Source organism: Microvirga ossetica, from assembly GCF_002741015.1.
In the GTDB taxonomy this organism is placed as follows: Bacteria; Pseudomonadota; Alphaproteobacteria; order Rhizobiales; family Beijerinckiaceae; genus Microvirga; species Microvirga ossetica.
The window spans coordinates 4,552,501-4,569,652 of sequence record NZ_CP016616.1; the positions used below are offsets into that span (position 1 = coordinate 4,552,501).

Here is a 17,152-nt window from a genome sequence, read left to right on the forward strand (position 1 = left end):
AAACATCCGCGCCGCCAAACCCGAGAAGGGCAGGGCACGAACCTCATGACATGATCCACGACCATGACGGATCATGGTCCATGGACACACCAAACATCAGGCATCGTGGTGGAGCCTGTCGGGATCGAACCGACGACCTGAAGCTTGCAAAGCTACCGCTCTCCCAGCTGAGCTAAGGCCCCTTGCTCAAACGAGCAGCACGATAATGGTGGGCCTGGGACGACTCGAACGTCCGACCTCACCCTTATCAGGGGTGCGCTCTAACCACCTGAGCTACAGGCCCAGTCGGCCATGACGAACAATCCCTGACGGGACCATCCCAGACCAACCGATGTTTGGATGTGAGAGAAGAGAAACGAAGACGGCAGCGTCCCGCATAGTGGGATCTGACTGATCCCTTGTGTTCAAAAGAGTTCCGATAGAACCGGCATGACGCCGCTTCGTAAGAGAACATCCTTAGAAAGGAGGTGATCCAGCCGCAGGTTCCCCTACGGCTACCTTGTTACGACTTCACCCCAGTCGCTGACCCTACCGTGGTCGCCTGCCCCCTTGCGGTTGGCGCAGCGCCGTCGGGTAAGACCAACTCCCATGGTGTGACGGGCGGTGTGTACAAGGCCCGGGAACGTATTCACCGTGGCGTTCTGATCCACGATTACTAGCGATTCCGCCTTCATGCACTCGAGTTGCAGAGTGCAATCCGAACTGAGACGGCTTTTTAGGATTAGCTCCCCCTCGCGGGTTCGCTGCCCTTTGTCACCGCCATTGTAGCACGTGTGTAGCCCAGCCCGTAAGGGCCATGAGGACTTGACGTCATCCCCACCTTCCTCTCGGCTTATCACCGGCAGTCCCCCTAGAGTGCCCAACCAAATGATGGCAACTAGGGGCGAGGGTTGCGCTCGTTGCGGGACTTAACCCAACATCTCACGACACGAGCTGACGACAGCCATGCAGCACCTGTGTTCCCGCCAGCCGAACTGAAGGATGCCGTCTCCGGCACCCATACGGGACATGTCAAAGGCTGGTAAGGTTCTGCGCGTTGCTTCGAATTAAACCACATGCTCCACCGCTTGTGCGGGCCCCCGTCAATTCCTTTGAGTTTTAATCTTGCGACCGTACTCCCCAGGCGGAATGCTTAAAGCGTTAGCTGCGCCACTGACGAGCAAGCTCGCCAACGGCTGGCATTCATCGTTTACGGCGTGGACTACCAGGGTATCTAATCCTGTTTGCTCCCCACGCTTTCGCGCCTCAGCGTCAGAACCGGACCAGTAAGCCGCCTTCGCCACTGGTGTTCTTGCGAATATCTACGAATTTCACCTCTACACTCGCAGTTCCACTTACCTCTTCCGGTCTCAAGCTCTACAGTATCGAAGGCAATTCTGTGGTTGAGCCACAGGCTTTCACCCCCGACTTATAAAGCCGCCTACGCGCCCTTTACGCCCAGTGATTCCGAACAACGCTAGCCCCCTTCGTATTACCGCGGCTGCTGGCACGAAGTTAGCCGGGGCTTCTTCTTCCGGTACCGTCATTATCGTCCCGGACGAAAGAGCTTTACAACCCTAAGGCCTTCATCACTCACGCGGCATGGCTGGATCAGGCTTGCGCCCATTGTCCAATATTCCCCACTGCTGCCTCCCGTAGGAGTTTGGGCCGTGTCTCAGTCCCAATGTGGCTGATCATCCTCTCAGACCAGCTACTGATCGTCGCCTTGGTGGGCCATTACCCCACCAACTAGCTAATCAGACGCGGGCCGATCCTTCAGCGATCAATCTTTCTGCTCTCGCACGTATCCGGTATTAGCCCAAGTTTCCCTGGGTTATCCCGAACTGAAGGGCACGTTCCCACGCGTTACTCACCCGTCTGCCACTCACCCCGAAGGATGCGTTCGACTTGCATGTGTTAAGCCTGCCGCCAGCGTTCGTTCTGAGCCAGGATCAAACTCTCAAGTTGAAGAATTTGATCTCGACTAAATCTCTACGCAAATTGACAGAGTGCACCCAATCTCCAGGTTTCCCCGGAAACGGTGTACTCACCAAAGCATAGACATGGTCGATATTCTTAACGATCGTTCATCGAACGATCCGCAAGGACACCGCCGCCTACGCTTCTCTTCCCCTCTCAACAATGTCAAAGAGCAAATGTCACATCCCCCTCAAGGGACGCAAACGGAACCTCAAGACAACCAGGCCGCCCTCGCAAGCCGCCCGATCCCCAAAGCCCCTCGGCACAAGCTCATCAGAACCGCGCCGCCGATGGCCCTGATCTAGGCCCTCATCCGGCCGCTGTCAACCGGGTTCAAGACAGTTTTTTGAAGCTGTCCCGAAGTCGATCTTCGCATCGAGCAAGTCGAGGCAAAGTCATCCCGTTCGCAAAAACATCGCTGTTCTTGCGTTGATCTTGCCGCCAGGCCCGAAAGACCTGGCAGCCGCTGCCGATGAAAGAGCGCCAGAGGAGCGCGCCACCGTTCGACCCCGTCGAACCGGCAAACCGCTCATGGCAAAGCCGGACCCTGAGACCCGGCTTAAGCCCGACACAAACCGGACCAAGCCCCCGGAGCCAAAGACCCGGATCGCTTGAAACCCCCGACCTGTCGGAAAATCCACCCCGGTCTAAACCAGGACCAGGGTCGCGCCGATATAAAGATCAGAAAAAATTTGGCAAGCGACATCTTGGATGTCCTGCCATGCAAACGATCTGATAGGGGAGGGGGGCGTCTTGGTCCCCCGGTGCATATAGGAAGTGCAGGGGAAGCTTTGAAGGGCAGAGGTCCGACCTGGGGACAAGCGCCCGCGACGCGATATCCCGACGACCTCCTAATCCTCTTTTTACCTTTGGCAGGCGTAATCGGGATGAATCTCCTCCCGGGTCGGCCAGTTCGGCCCCAACACCATAACAGACAATGCATTTCAAACGACGGTCTCCCTCTTCCGCCGCACATGGTTATGGCTTGCCCAAGCAGGACGAGGACAAGCATCCCAGTTCGAGCCATCCCATGAATGCGTCGGGCGCTGAGCCAGGTCCGCGGATATCTGCGCCGGACGACCGCACACTTCATCATGAGCCCGTTCGGACGAAGTCTGCCGAGAACCGCCTTCCCGGAGACAATGCCCCTTCACGCCGAAATGCACAGAACAGAGGCCCGAATGGCGCTCCGCGCGGCGAGGTGTGGGAACAGTCGTTTTCCATGTCGCCGGAGGTGCGCTTCACGCGGACGCCGGAGCGTGTTTTGAAGGAACGCCGCATGCAGGCTGCTCCGCATTCGGCGGCGGAGGGCGTAGAGCGTCAGGCGCGGGACATTGCTGCAACCCGCACACCCGATCCCGCGCCGGCCGTTCAGCAGAGGCTGCAGGCGCTGCAGAATAAGGCCGCTTCACAGGAAGCGGATTCCGGTGCTGCGCGCGCATTCAGTCGCGTCGCGCCTCAAGCGCATCATCCGGTCAAGCGGCCGGCTTCCACAGCCCAGAGAGCGGAAGCGCCGCAGCGGCGCCTGCCCGCTGCTCCGGTCGCAGCTGAGGCTTCTGTTGCGCCGAAGGCTATGGAGCCGCCTGCATCGCCTGCAAAGAGCGATCCGGTGAGCTATGAGCTTTCCGCAATGAGATCCTACAGCTTCCTTTGGCAGCCGGGAACTTATCTGCTCGATCCGTCGCTTCCGAACCCTCCAGTCCCACCTGCCGCTCCTGTGCCGCCCAAGCGGGAGGGGAGAACTCCGGTCTCAAGGGCAGTAGCCCCCGAGATCGAAACCCGAAGGCGCGTGCCTGCAACGCCTCCTCCTCCGCCCGTGGAGCCTGAGCCCGAGAACCTGCCATGGGACGACGAGGAGGACGACGTCGCGCTCGAAGACGTCACGCTCGAAGTCGAAGAGATCGAAGTCGCAACTGAGGATTTCCTGGACGAGGATGACGAGGTCATCGAGGAAGCGCCGCGACGAGCGGCCATCGTGACGCCGCCGCGCGTCGCGCATGCGCCTGCAGTGCCGGTTCCCGCCAATGACAGCTTCCGCCGCGAACGCGAGTCCTATGCCTCGGTTTCCGTGGGCGTGTCTGCGCCTGTCGGAGCCTCCTTCACGTTCGAGCTTCCGGATCTCGATCTTCTGGCGGAACCAAAAATCTGGGACAGCGCGGACGTGCCGGTCGAGGTGCTGCAGGAGAATGCCGCGACGCTCGAAAACGTGTTGTGGGACTTCAACGTCAAGGGTGAGATCATCAACGTTCGCCCCGGCCCGGTCGTGACGCTGTATGAGCTTGAGCCTGCGCCTGGGACGAAGTCGTCGCGGGTGATCTCGCTCGCGGACGACATCGCGCGTTCGATGAGCGCGGTCTCGGCCCGCGTCGCGGTGGTCCAGGGCCGCAACGCCATCGGCATCGAGCTGCCCAACCACAAGCGCGAGACCGTGTTCCTGCGCGAGCTGTTGGCAAGCCAGGACTTCGAGACCTCGAAGCAGAAGCTGGCGCTGTGCCTCGGCAAAACCATCGGCGGCGAGCCGGTGATCGCCGACCTCGCCCGCATGCCGCACCTGCTGGTGGCCGGCACCACCGGCTCGGGCAAGTCGGTGGCGATCAACACCATGATCCTGTCGCTGGTCTACAAGCTCTCGCCGTCCGAGTGCCGCCTGATCATGGTCGATCCCAAGATGCTCGAGCTCTCGGTCTATGACGGCATCCCGCACCTGCTCACCCCGGTCGTCACCGACCCGAAGAAGGCGGTGGTGGCGCTCAAATGGGCGGTGCGCGAGATGGAGGACCGCTACCGCAAGATGTCGAAGCTCGGGGTGCGCAACATCGACGGCTTCAACGCCCGCGTGGTCGAGGCCAAGGCGCGCGGCGAGACCATCACCCGCACGGTCCAGACCGGCTTCGACCGCGAGACCGGCGAGGCGGTCTACGAGGACGAGGTGATGGAGCTCGATCCGTTGCCGTACATCGTGGTGATCGTCGACGAGATGGCGGACCTGATGATGGTGGCCGGCAAGGAGATCGAGGGCGCGATCCAGCGCCTCGCGCAGATGGCGCGCGCCGCCGGCATCCACGTGATCCTGGCGACGCAGCGCCCGTCGGTGGACGTGATCACCGGCACGATCAAGGCGAACTTCCCGACCCGGATCTCGTTCCAGGTGACCTCGAAGATCGACAGCCGCACGATCCTGGGCGAAATGGGGGCGGAGCAGCTGCTCGGTCAGGGCGACATGCTGTACATGGCCGGCGGCGGGCGGATCACGCGCGTGCACGGGCCGTTCTGCTCCGACGAGGAGGTCGAGAAGGTGGTGGCGCATTTGAAGCGCCAGGGCCGGCCGCAATATCTCGAGGCGGTCACCGCGGAAGAGGACGAGGGCGGCGGGGCTGGTGCGGACGCAGCCGTCTTCGACCAGGGCGAGTTCGGGGCGCCCAGCGGCGATCTCTACGACCAGGCGGTGGCGGTGGTCTTGAGGGACAAGAAGGCCTCGACGAGCTACATCCAGCGCCGGCTGCAGATCGGCTACAACCGCGCCGCCTCGCTCATGGAGCGCATGGAGAACGAGGGCATCGTCGGTCCCGCCAACCACGCCGGTAAACGCGAGATCCTGATCAATCATCTGGATATGGACGACTGATTCCATCCAGCTGTCGTGACAAGGGAAAGGCGGCTCCAAGAGCCGCCTTTCTGCATTCAGGGTCGTTCGGCTTATTCGATGACCTGAACGACGGTCCGGGTCTGCGGATCGACCAGCACGGTCTGGTCGTTCACGACGGTGTAGCTGTAGGCGTTCCGAAGCCCGACATTTTGCGGAACGGGATAGAGCCTCACCCGCTGCGGCACGGGCTGGCCGACGACGATCTCTTCGGTGACACGCATGGTGGGGCGGCGCTGGGCGACGACATAGGTGCGAACGCGGGTCGATTCCTCGGCGGAGAGCACGCTGCCGACTGCGGCGCCGGCGACACCGCCGACAACGGCTCCGATCGGTCCGCCGACGACGGCGCCCGTCACCGCACCGCCGGCAGCGCCCGCTGCCGCACCCGTTTCGGTGCCGGTCTGGCAGGCGGCCAGGGGGAGAGCCAGAAGTGCCAACAGGGCACCTGTATTCAGGACATGATTGCGCATGACGGATTCCTTTCCGAGTAGCACCATGCGAACGCGGGACAGCTTGGCCGGTTCCTTCGATATTTTCAAAGGTGTGAACCGGCAGGTCCTTGATCCTTGCCGTTCCGGCCGCCGCGTGCATCTCTCATGGCAGCATGAACAAGGACGGGGAGGGCAAAATGGCTGAGCGTTCCAAGATTGCGATCGTGACGGGGGCCGGCACCGGCGTAGGCCGGGCGATCTGTGCCGGGCTGTTGAAGGAAGGCTATAAAGTTGCCATGGCGGGGCGGCGCCGGGACGCCCTCGAGGCTGCCGCAGGCGAGATCGCCGTCGAAGGCGCTCAGACGCTCGTGGTCCCGACCGACGTGACCGATCCGGCCTCCGTCGCCGCTCTCTTCGCCGCCACGAAGAAGGCCTTCGGAAGGCTCGATCTCCTGGTCAACAATGCCGGCGTCGGCTCGCCGGCCGTGCCGCTGGAGGACGTTCCGTTCGAGCAATGGCAGGCAGTCGTCGCCACCAACCTCACCGGGACCTTCCTCTGCACGCAGCAGGCCTTCCGGATCATGAAGGATCAGGATCCGAGGGGCGGGCGGATCATCAACAACGGGTCGGTTTCGGCCTATGCCCCGCGTCCGCTGTCGTCTCCCTATACGGCCACCAAGCATGCCGTCCTGGGTTTGACGAAGTCGACTTCCCTCGACGGCCGCGCCTATGACATCGCCTGCGGCCAGATCGACATCGGCAATGCGGCCACGGAGATGACCGCGCGCATGGTCGAAGGCGTGCTGCAGCCCAACGGGACGAAGGCGCCGGAGCCTCGGATCGATCCCAAGCATGTGGCCGACGCCGTGGTCTACATGGCCGGCCTGCCGCTTGACACCAACGTGCTCACCATGACCGTCATGGCGACGAAGATGCCGTTCGTCGGCCGGGGGTGAGACACATTGCCGTGAAAACTGTCATCGGGCCGGGACGTTAAGCTCGGCCGCCCCTTCTCCCGTCGCCGCCCAGTCCTAAAACAGCCGCGATGTACGGTTTCCATTCAGCTTGTCCCGGGCAGGATTCGCCTAAGGCGGCAGGACATATCCCGAATGGCCGTGCCGGAGACCTTCACGTGGAGTGCAACGACCCGATGGCGGCGGAATGAGCGCAATCCTCGTCAAGATCTTCGCGACCGCCCTGACCCTGAGCCAGGTTCTCGTCGATCCGGAGACGGTCAGGACGAGCTTCGATCCCACCCGGGATCAGTTGGCCGTGACGCAGATCCTGAAAGAAGGCTGCACGCATATGCGGCGGGCCTTCGATATCGAGGACATCAATCTCGACGATCTCATCGCCACGGCCATGGACGATCCGCAAGCCGTCGCCGGCGATCTGAAGGTGTTCCAGGGCCTGAGCTTCAACGACCTCCACGCCAGCTACCGCCAGTTCTGCAAGGATGAGAAGGTCGAGCCGTCGCCGGTCGATCTCAGCGAGGTGATCTCCTACTACAATGCCGCTGTGGCCGGGCTCCCCGATGCGGGGCAATTGAAGGGACTGAAGCTGCCGGGCGTCAGCGTCATCCTGGATGCCGACGGCAAGCGCTTCGCGGAGGTGTTCGAGCCGGATCATCGGCGCATCTCCGTCTCCCTGTCGGACATCCCGAGAAGCGTGCAGCAGGCCTTCGTCTCGGCCGAGGACAAACGGTTCTATCACCACAGGGGCATCGACGAGCGCGGCGTGATCCGCGCCTTCGTCGGCAACCTGGCCAATCCCGGCCGTCCCGCCGGCGGCTCCACCATCACCCAGCAGGTGGCGAAGAACCTGCTCGTGGGCGACGACGTCACCTACGACCGCAAGATGCGGGAAATGATCGTTGCCTCCCGCATCGAGCGCGTGCTCACCAAGGCGGAGATTCTCGAGATCTATCTCAATTCGATCTATCTCGGACGCTCCTCCTGGGGCATCGAGATGGCGGCGCGGAGCTATTTCGGCAAAAGCGCAAAGTCGCTCTCCGTAGCCGAAAGCGCACTGCTCGCGGGGCTCGCCAAGGGGCCGAACTACTACAATCCCGATACCAAGCCGGAGCGCGCCCAGGAACGCATGGCCTATGTGCTGAGCCGCATGCAGGAAGACGCATTCCTGAAACCCGATGAGATGCAGCGTGCGGTCGCATCCTTGCCCGAGCGCGTGCCCTACGAACGCTTGCGGCGGACCACAGGCTTTTACTTCGCCGACCATGTCAGTCGCGATGCGCGCACGCTTGCTGATATCGAGACCCTGACCGCAGGGGCCTATACGGTGCGCACCACCATCAACCCGGCTCTGCAGCAGGCGACCGAGGCTGCCTTGCAGGAGGGGCTCGCACGCTACGAGCTGAGCGTCGGCCGCCAGCGCTATCAGGGCGCGGAAGCGAACCTCGCCGGTGCCATCAAGGCGCTTCCGGAAGTGAAGCCCGATGCAAAGGATGCGGCTGCAATTCCAGCGTGGAGGCAGGCTCTGGAGGCGGTGCGGCTGCCTCTCTACGACGTGCAGTGGTTGGCCGCCGTCGTGATCGAGAAGGGCAAGGACCGGAAGACCGGGGCGAATGTCCTGAAGGTCGGATTGGGCGACGGCCGCGTCCTGCCTCTGAATGCCTGGGATGCGGCGCGGCGCGATCTCAAACTTTATGATGTGGTCCGGGTCCAGCTCATCGAGCAGAAGGGCAAAGGGACCGTCCGCGCGGATCTGCGCACGCCACCTGCGGTGCAGGGCGGGGCGGTGGTGCTGGAGAACAAGACCGGTCGCATCCTCGCCATGGCAGGCGGCTTCTCCTATCCGCTGAGCCAGCTCAACCGGGCGACGCAGGCCCATCGCCAGCCGGGCTCCGCGTTCAAGCCGCTGACCTATCTGGCCGCTCTCTCGAAGGGCCTGCAGCCCAACACCCTGATCTGGGACGCGCCCTTGACATTGCCGCCGGTCGCCGGAGAGGCGAACGCCCGGCCGGGCGATTACTGGAGCCCGAAGAATTTCGACGGCGGCCGTTCCGGCATCATGACCCTGCGCCGGGCACTCGAGAATTCCAAGAACCTGGTGACGGCGCGCCTGCTCGACGGCGGCATCGAACCCTCGCCGGAGAAGAGCCTGAAGCGGGTGTGCGAGCTTGCTCTCGAGGCCCAGCTCTACCTGGAATGCACGCCGCATTATCCGTTCGTGCTCGGGGCGCAGCCTGTGCGGATCCTCGATCTCGCTGCCTTCTATGCCGCCGTCGCCAACGAAGGCGTATTGCCGGCGCCTCACGCCATCGAGTCCGTGGAGGAGAACGGACGCGTCGTCTACAAGCGCAAGATCGCTTCGCCCGCGCGGCTCGGTTCGGCGGATGCGGCAGCGTTTTATCAGTTGAAGACCATGCTGCAGGGCGTTCTGGAGCGCGGCACGGCCCGCTCCCTGAAGGCGCTCGCTCCCTATGCTGCCGGAAAGACGGGCACGTCCGACAACGAGAACGACGCTTGGTTCGTGGGTTTCACCAACGACGTCACCGTTGCGGTGTGGGTGGGACACGACAATGCGGATGGCAAGCGCCGCACGCTCGGACGCGGCCAGACCGGCGGCAAGGTGGCCGCTCCGATCTTCCAATCCATTCTCCAGGCGGCCTGGGAGCACCATGCGCCGAAGGCCCCCTTGAGCCCTCCGTCGCCGCAGGCGGCCCGGCATCTCATCGCGCTTCCGATCGATCTCAACACCGGCGACCGGCTGACGGATGGAGAGGGCAGGGCGTTCACGGAGTATTTCCGGTTGAACTGGTTCGGTCGCCTTACGGAGACGCAGTTCCGCCTCGTGCCGCAATCCGAGGTCTATGCCTTCCGCAATCCCGACCCGTGGAGCGACGGCGAAGCGAGGGGCGGACCGGAATATTACCAGGACGGCCCCTACGCACAGGGACCCGGTTGGCTCGACAGCCTGCGCCAGAATGCTCCACCCTCACGCCGCCCGGCCGAGTCCGAGCGGAGCTTCCGCTGGTGGTGGGAAGAGGAGCCTCCCCGCAGACCGCGACGGATCGATCCGGATTATTTCTGGCGCAACGGACAGGTTTACTGATGACATCGAAAATGTTTTGGGGACGAGTGCCGGTCCTCCTTGCCGCTCTTTTCGTCTCCGCAAGTGCGGTCGATGCTCAGGAGTTCAAGCTCGAAGAGGTGCCATCCGTCACCACCGTGGCGCCGGCTAGGCTGAAGCCGAAAACCATCGTTTTCAGCGACCATCGGGACGACAAGCTCGCCGATGCGGGCACAGGCCTGATCCGGTTCGAGGACTGGGGACGCGAAAGGCCCTTGCAGAAGCAGTTCCTGAGCCTGTTCCCGGGCTACGTGGAGCCGACCATCAAGGTCTCGGTCCACGGCATCCCCAAATCCTACACCGAAAAGCTCCATATCTACGTGGTGGAGGCGCGCTTCCCGATCGAGAAGGCGCCGGGCGCGATCGACCTTGCGCGCTATACCCGCATCGACGTGCTCGAAAAGATCGACCCGTCGATCAAGCACCGGCGCATCACGGCGGATGAGACGGCACCCGAGGCCGATCCTCAGAGCGCCTATAACCGCCATCCCGGCAGGCGCTGGTGCGAGGCGCCCGGAAGCCTGTGCATCGAGTCGCGCTATCCGCTAGAGGGCAAGCTGCCCGTCGGCATCCGTCTCGCCAACAAGCTCGAGGAAGGGGGCAAGAAGATCTCGGAATTCATGGAGTTTCAAACCGAGATCCGAGTCTTGCCTCCGGAAGAGATCGACCGGCTTGCTCTCGCGAAGCTTACCGGTGTGGAAACGCCTGTCGCCGGCGTGCTCGAGCAGACGATCTTCCACGTCAACCAGGTGATGCAGTTCGGCAAGCTGCTGGCGGTGCTGCAGGAACATCCCTCCGATCCGAACCGGACGATTGCCACGGTGTTCATGGCGCTCGCCGTCGAGACAGACGTGCTGGAGCGCAAGAAGGAATTCGAAAGCGTTCCCGTGCTGCGGAATCTGATCCCCGCCCAGGTTCTCATGGGCAAGAGCTCGTTCAACTCCGGAAACTCCATCAGCGCCGGCCTTCCGGACTACGTCCGAAACCGGATCCGCGCCATTGCCGAGGGGTTCGGGCAGTAGGCCAAAGAAAAAGCCCCGTTCCAGACATGCCGGACGGGGCTAAGAGTGTGCGGAGGCGACAAGGGGTTGCGGGGAATGGTGCCTCCGTACCCAATCAAGCGCTGAGCACGCTCCAGGTTCCTGTGTACCACCATTTTTCCAGAGCTTGGCAGGAATCAACTTTCCTTGATTACGCCATTTTCGGGGTTCTCACTGCATTTCTGCACCTTCTGGTGGCAGGTGGGACGGAACGCCGTGGTCCACGGCAGCTCCGTCAAAGTGGCTTTCGAAGCCTTGCAGTCTGCGTTTCTTCCTCCCGAACTTGCCTTCCCCGGCCAAGCCGGGGAAGGTTTTTTGTCGAGCCATAGACCGAACCATCAAGCTTAGAGGTCCTTTCGTTCTCGCGGGCCGGCTGCTATCTCCCAATCCGAAAATCGGCATCCGATCCGCCGGAAGCGACGGGCGACCAGCCTGAAGGTGATATTTTATGGCCAAGGCCATCCATTCTATGATCCGCGTGCTCGACGAGCAGCGCTCACTTGCCTTCTACGAGAAGGCGTTCGGCCTCAAGGTGGCCGAGCGTCTGGTCTTCGACGGCTTCACGCTTCTCTACCTGAGTAATGAAGAGAGCGAGTTCGAGCTGGAGCTGACGGTCAATCACGGCCGAACCGAGCCTTATTCCCTCGGTGACGGCTACGGTCACCTGGCGCTGTCCGTGGACGATCTTGAGGCGGAGCATGCCCGGTTCGGGGCAAATGGCCTCGATCCCACGCCGCTCAAGGAGTTGACGCTCGAGGGCAGGCCTCCCGCAAGGTTCTTCTTCGTCCAGGACCCGGACGGCTACAAGATCGAGGTGCTTCAGCGCGGCGGCCGCTACAAATAATGCGAACCGCCGGCCTCCTTCAGTTTGCGTTTTGAGAGACCTTCCGTGGCCACCCGTCCAATCATCCGGTTTCCCGATCCTCGCCTGCGCCGGAAGGCGGAACCGATCGGCGATGTCGACGACGAGGTTCGCACGCTTGCCGACGACCTTACGGAGACGATGCGCGCCGCTCCCGGAATCGGCATCACGGCGCCGCATATCGGAATCCTCAAGCGGCTCGTGGTCATCCAGTTGGAAACGGACCCCGAGCCGCACATCTATATCGATCCGGACATCGTCTGGGCGTCCGCGGACGCGATCCGGCATGTGGAGGGAAGCGTCTCGATGCCGGGCGTGACGGACGAGCTCGAGCGTTCGGCGAAAGTCCGGGTGCGCTACAGGGCACTCGACGGTTCGATGCGCGAGGAGGAGGCGGAAGGACTGATGGCCGTCTGTCTCCAGCACGAGATCGACCAGCTCGACGGGATCTTCTGGATCGACCGGCTGTCTAAGTTGAAACGGGACCGCCTGATCAAGCGGTTCGAGAAGCTCCAGCGCATCGAGGTGCGATGATGGAGACGCTGTTTGGGGGAGTTCTGACAAACGTGATTGAGGTTTACCGCATCGAGACGATCGCCTCGGAAGAGGCTGGCGGTGGCGTGATCCGACGGATCATGGTTCGCACCGAATCCCTGGAAAAGGCGAAGGAGAGGGCGCTGAAGGTGTTCTCGCTCGCGCGCCGTCCGCAATCGCGCGATCCGCAGATCGAGGCGGTTCGCGTCCTCAACGGGGCCGGCTACGAGGTCTTTTCGATCAGCACGAGAGAGTAGGGCAAAAGGCCGGACGATGGCGCCTGGGGATAATCCGGGCGCGATTTGACAGCGTGCTCAATCACCGGTACGAGCGCGCCTCCATCGCGGAGATGCCGGCTTCCGGCCGGCGATGCGAGGAAATGCGCGGGCGTAGCTCAGTCGGTTAGAGTGCCGGCCTGTCACGCCGGAGGTCGCGGGTTCGAGCCCCGTCGCCCGCGCCACTTCTTCTCCCTGCCTACCGCGTCATCGTTCAGCTTGAATGAACGAAGGAGCCGCTGGGGCTCCTTCATCCGTTTCAGAACTCAGTCGGTCGGGTCGATCAGGCGATCTTGCCGCCGCCCTTCTTCGTGACGACGAGCAGAGACGGGCGCGGGGGCATGCCGTTCTTGAAATCCGGCCAGCGGGTGATCGGATTGTCGAAGCTCACAGGAGCGCCTTCCTCCGCTTCGCCGGGATGCTGAACGGCGAGGAAGAGGGTCTCGTCGTTGGGCGTGAAGAACGGGCCGCACATCTCCGCACCGACCGGAACCCGGAAGAAGTGCCTGGACGTGCCGCGCATCTCGCCCTCGGTTTCCAAAGCCCACAACCCGTCCGCACGGCCGGTCGCCTTGGCGTTGTTGCCGTCGGTGGAGATCCAGAGGCGGCCCTGGCTGTCGATGGCGCAGTTGTCCGGCATGCCGAACCAGCCGTTCTTGGTGGTTTCCGACGAGAAGGTCGCGCCCACAGCGGCGATGGATGGGTCGCCACACTTCACCAGCACTTCCCAGGTGAACGTGGTGCCTGCATGGTCGCCGCCGTCGGGCATCATCTCGACGATGTGGCCGAAGGCATTGTTGGCACGCGGATTGACCGGATCGATCTGATCGTCCTTGCGGCGCGTGTTGTTCGTCAGCATGACGTAGACGCGGTTCGTCTGCGGATTGGCCTCGATATCCTCGGGACGATCCATCTTGGTGGCGCCGAGGAGGTCCGCCGCGCGACGGGTCTCGATCAGCAAGTCGGCCTGGCTCCTGAAGCCGTTCGCCTCGATGAGCGGTCCCTGGCCATGGACCATCGGCAGCCACGTGCCCTTGCCGTCTGGGTTGTACCTCGCGACGTAGAGAACGCCCTCGTCGAGCAGGCCGAGATTGGCAGCCCGGTTCTGCGTGTCGACCTTGCCGGCGGTGACGAATTTGTAAACGTAGTCGAAGCGCTCGTCGTCGCCGAGATAGATCACATAGCGCCCGTCGCTGTTGGTGATGCCGGCGGCGCCCTCATGCTTGGTGCGGCCCAGAGCGGTGCGCTTCTTCGGCACGAAGGTCGGATCGAACGGGTCGATCTCGACCACCCAGCCGAAACGGTTGGCTTCGTTCGGCTCCTTGGCGAGGTCGAAACGGTCGTGGAACTTGCCCCACGCATAGGCCGGCGTGCCGATGCCGTATCGCTTGTAGTTCTTGGCCTCGGGATGGCTGTCGGCGAGCGCGCCCCAGAAATAGCCGTTGAAGTTCTCCTCGCAGCTGAGCCAGGTGCCCCAGGGGGTTACGCCGCCGGCGCAGTTGTTGATCATGCCGCGCACCTTGCGGCCTGTCGTGTCCGCGGAGGTCTTCATGCGCTCATGACCGGCAGCCGGGCCGGTGATGTCCATCGGCGTGTCGGCGGTGATGCGGCGGGTGTACTTGGAATCCTTGACGACCTGCCATTCACCATTGATGCGACGGATCTCGACCACGGCGCCGCCATGGGCGGCGATCTCGATATCCACCAAGTCCCTGGTCATCTTCGAGAAGTTGACGTCCTTGGCATCCTGAATGCCGACGCCCGGGAACATCAGCTCCTCGTTGGTGTATTCGTGGTTGGCCACGAGCAGGCCGTGGTCGCTCGAGCCGTCGATCGGCACATAGCCGACGAAATCGGTGTTGTAGCCGAACTGGCGCGCTTGGCGTTCGGGCGTCTGGCCTGCGGGGTCGAATTCCGGCGCGTCGGGGAACAGCGGATCGCCCCAGCGCAGGAGCACCTTGGCGTCGTAGCCCTCGGCCACGTGATGGGTCTGGTCGATGCCGGCTTCGATTTCCTTGAAGTCGAATGAGGCTCCGGCGGCCTTTCTGGCCGGCTGCTCGTTGGCGGCCAGGGCGCGGGTGCCCAGAGTGGCGGAAATCGCGGCGACCGCAAGAGAACCGCGCAGGAGATCGCGCCGGCTGAAGCGGCTGGCGATGATCTCGCCCATGGTGAGGTTGTGCGTCGGATTGATTCCGAGATCGCCTGAATCTTCGAGTTCGCTGGCGCGAAGGCGGCCCTTGTGCTCGTCCATACCGGGTTCTCCGTTTCTTGGGGGGACAAGCCCGATTAGAACGGTTCCATGTAAGCTTGGTGACAGTGCCGGAAATCGCTGCGCCCGCGGGACATCGCGAGCCCGATCATGTAAGGTCCGACGATGAGCAATGATATCTCCGAACTCAAAGAGCAATTGTCCGATCAATGGCAGAAAGTCGCCATAGACCTGATCCGGAAGGGAATCCCGGCCGACATGGTGTTCGAATCCCTTCTGACCGTGGGACTTGCGGGCCATGTGGAGCTTCATGGCAAGGATCTGACCGCCGGCAAGCTCGTCGCCATCGCGGAGCAATTGTCCGAACAGGTCCGGCGCGAGAAGCAAGCCCTTCAGGAAGCGTCCGGCGCCACGAAAAATTAGACCGGCAGAGGACGCTCACACTTATTCGACTTACGACTAATGCCCCGCCAAAATTGCGCTCAAGGCATTTTCCCCGTGCAACGTCTCGGGTTATTGTCGCGTTAGCTCACGCACAAAGTTCTTCTCCGCCCAACAGCCACAATGGGGTCGTATCCTCATGCAGCCGGCGCTTGACAGCACTATCATGGACCGCTTGGCCGCTCTTGGTCGCAAGCAGGGTCATCTCACGAATCAGGACCTCCAGGCCAACCTGCCGGTAGATGCCATGAGTGCGGAGGAGATCGCCCTCATCGTCGTCCATCTGGAGGAGGCCGGTATTCCGGTCGAACTGGACGACAGCCTGACCGCTCCGAACCCGAAGGCCGGTCCGGCGCCCGTCAAAACTGCGGAGATCATTCCCTTCCCGGACCGCGCCGCGGCGTCGCGCATGAAGCGGAAGACCGGGACACTCCAGAACAGCGCTGCGTCCCGGGCGGATGCGTCCAAAGCATCCGGCCAGAAGGGCGCGGCGCATTGGGCTGTCGCCGGGTCCGGCCTTCTCGTGCTTGTGCTGCTTGGCGCTCTCGTCGTGCTTTTCGGCGTCTGACCCTGCGGGGACAAGCCTATCAGAGTTCCGCCCGTGCCTCTTCGATCGTGGGAAGCGGCTTCACCGCCGGTCCGGTGAAGTGCATGACGCTGAGCTGCTCCCTGGATCGGGCTGAGAAGCCAAGATCGAGGAAGGCCGTTCTCGGGTCGAACAGGGACTTCACCGCCGCCGCAGCGTCGTATCCGATGATGGCGTCGGGACCCGGAACGACGCTCGGCGCAGGAGCCGAGACGATCGCGTCCAGAGCATCGGAGGCCGGCTCAGGCACAAGCGCGTTGGCAAGCTGAATCTCGCGCGGCCGCTGCGGCGGAAGCGGAACGGCCTGAACGACGGCCGGGATGCTCTCCGGATCGGCGGAGGCCACCATCGTCGCGGTGCTCGGCTTCGCCGTTTCCGGCGCCGGCGCGGCATTCTTACGGCCGAAGAGATTGGCGAACAATCCGCCGATGGACGGGCCGCCTCCGGCCGAGGCCTGCATAGCCATGCCGGCGTTGCGGGCAGGGATTTCCGCCTTCGCCAGCTCGTATCCGGATAGCGGCTTGCCGTTCGACGGCAGGTGAAGCGTCTTGCCGTCCGGGAACAGCTGCACGAGCTGCTGTTGAGTCATGCGCGGCCACGCGCGCACATTGCCCGTATCCACGTGGACGAAGGCGGAGGAGGCATAATAGCCGACGCCGCCATACTGCATCTTCATGGCGATGGCACGAAGGCGGCCTGTCTCCACATCCGGCAGGCGGATGTCCATGGCCTTGCCGAGCATGTGCTGGCTGTGTTCCGCGACCCCGCTCGAGCGGCGGCGCAGGGCGCCGTTGGTTTCGGGAGAACGATAGGCCGAGATGATGTTGATGGGCTGCGACGAACCGGATTCCCGATAGACCTCCCAGATGATGTCGAACAGGCGCGGATCCATCTGCGCCGGCTTCTCCACACGCCAGTCGCGCAGGAACCAGTTGAGCTGACTCAAGGCGCCCTCGTCGACCTGGCCGTTCCGGCGGAACGTCACGGTCAAGCTTTCGCGCGTGTGGGTGTGGAAGAAGCTGAGGGTGCGTGTCTCGCCGAAGGCGGCGGCATCCTGCGTCGGAAGCGACGTCATCA

12 protein-coding genes, 3 tRNA genes and 1 rRNA gene are annotated in these 17,152 nt (G+C 62.9%); 10 read left to right on the forward strand and 6 right to left on the reverse strand.

Annotation, left to right across the window (positions count from 1 at the left end):
• Window positions 1–106: 106 nt before the first annotated feature.
• The 3 genes from BB934_RS21775 to BB934_RS21785 form a co-directional block, all read right to left on the reverse strand.
• A tRNA-Ala gene (locus tag BB934_RS21775) sits at window positions 107–182 on the reverse strand.
• A gap of 24 nt (window positions 183–206) precedes the next feature.
• Window positions 207–283, reverse strand: a tRNA-Ile gene (locus tag BB934_RS21780).
• Between the two features lie 177 nt (window positions 284–460).
• Window positions 461–1,947 (reverse strand): 16S ribosomal RNA (locus BB934_RS21785).
• Window positions 1,948–2,896: 949 nt separating this feature from the next.
• On the opposite strand from BB934_RS21785, the gene BB934_RS49225 reads away from it, so the two are divergent.
• Complete coding sequence (locus tag BB934_RS49225; RefSeq protein ID WP_418294716.1) at window positions 2,897–5,584, forward strand: DNA translocase FtsK; 2,688 nt, start codon at window positions 2,897–2,899, stop codon at window positions 5,582–5,584.
• A 71-nt stretch (window positions 5,585–5,655) separates the two neighbouring features.
• Here BB934_RS49225 and BB934_RS21795 read toward each other — a convergent pair whose 3' ends face one another.
• Window positions 5,656–6,075 carry a DUF1236 domain-containing protein gene (locus BB934_RS21795; protein ID WP_099513120.1) on the reverse strand — a complete coding sequence of 140 codons (420 nt, stop codon included), beginning with the start codon at window positions 6,073–6,075 and terminating at the stop codon, window positions 5,656–5,658.
• Between the two features lie 158 nt (window positions 6,076–6,233).
• Between BB934_RS21795 and BB934_RS21800 the strand changes: the two genes are divergently transcribed.
• From BB934_RS21800 to BB934_RS21830, 7 genes are all read left to right on the forward strand, one after another.
• Window positions 6,234–6,992 carry an SDR family oxidoreductase gene (locus BB934_RS21800; RefSeq protein ID WP_099513123.1) on the forward strand — a complete coding sequence of 253 codons (759 nt, stop codon included), beginning with the start codon at window positions 6,234–6,236 and terminating at the stop codon, window positions 6,990–6,992.
• Window positions 6,993–7,197: 205 nt separating this feature from the next.
• The gene (locus BB934_RS21805) at window positions 7,198–10,110 is read left to right on the forward strand and encodes a penicillin-binding protein 1A (RefSeq protein WP_099511492.1); all 2,913 of its coding nucleotides are present in this window, start codon (window positions 7,198–7,200) and stop codon (window positions 10,108–10,110) included.
• Between the two features lie 11 nt (window positions 10,111–10,121).
• Complete coding sequence (locus BB934_RS21810) at window positions 10,122–11,150, forward strand: hypothetical protein (RefSeq protein WP_237050045.1); 1,029 nt, start codon at window positions 10,122–10,124, stop codon at window positions 11,148–11,150.
• A 466-nt stretch (window positions 11,151–11,616) separates the two neighbouring features.
• The gene (locus BB934_RS21815) at window positions 11,617–12,012 is read left to right on the forward strand and encodes a VOC family protein (RefSeq protein WP_099511494.1); all 396 of its coding nucleotides are present in this window, start codon (window positions 11,617–11,619) and stop codon (window positions 12,010–12,012) included.
• 45 nt (window positions 12,013–12,057) lie between these two features.
• Window positions 12,058–12,564: a peptide deformylase gene (locus BB934_RS21820; RefSeq protein WP_099511495.1), complete on the forward strand. Its 507-nt coding sequence runs from the start codon at window positions 12,058–12,060 to the stop codon at window positions 12,562–12,564.
• Complete coding sequence (locus BB934_RS21825; RefSeq protein WP_237050046.1) at window positions 12,561–12,821, forward strand: hypothetical protein; 261 nt, start codon at window positions 12,561–12,563, stop codon at window positions 12,819–12,821. Before BB934_RS21820 ends, BB934_RS21825 begins: the two co-directional genes overlap by 4 nt.
• Window positions 12,822–12,947: 126 nt before the next feature.
• A tRNA-Asp gene (locus tag BB934_RS21830) sits at window positions 12,948–13,024 on the forward strand.
• A 98-nt stretch (window positions 13,025–13,122) separates the two neighbouring features.
• On the opposite strand, the gene BB934_RS21835 is transcribed toward BB934_RS21830, so the two are convergent.
• Complete coding sequence (locus BB934_RS21835; protein ID WP_099511496.1) at window positions 13,123–15,090, reverse strand: PhoX family protein; 1,968 nt, start codon at window positions 15,088–15,090, stop codon at window positions 13,123–13,125.
• Window positions 15,091–15,213: 123 nt separating this feature from the next.
• On the opposite strand from BB934_RS21835, the gene BB934_RS21840 reads away from it, so the two are divergent.
• Together BB934_RS21840 and BB934_RS21845 are read left to right on the forward strand one after the other, a co-directional pair.
• Window positions 15,214–15,471: a hypothetical protein gene (locus BB934_RS21840; RefSeq protein WP_099511497.1), complete on the forward strand. Its 258-nt coding sequence runs from the start codon at window positions 15,214–15,216 to the stop codon at window positions 15,469–15,471.
• A gap of 184 nt (window positions 15,472–15,655) precedes the next feature.
• Window positions 15,656–16,057: an RNA polymerase sigma factor region1.1 domain-containing protein gene (locus tag BB934_RS21845; protein WP_157934260.1), complete on the forward strand. Its 402-nt coding sequence runs from the start codon at window positions 15,656–15,658 to the stop codon at window positions 16,055–16,057.
• Window positions 16,058–16,076: 19 nt separating this feature from the next.
• Here BB934_RS21845 and BB934_RS21850 read toward each other — a convergent pair whose 3' ends face one another.
• The gene (locus tag BB934_RS21850) at window positions 16,077–17,150 is read right to left on the reverse strand and encodes a peptidoglycan L,D-endopeptidase MepK (RefSeq protein WP_099513126.1); all 1,074 of its coding nucleotides are present in this window, start codon (window positions 17,148–17,150) and stop codon (window positions 16,077–16,079) included.
• Window positions 17,151–17,152: the final 2 nt, after the last annotated feature.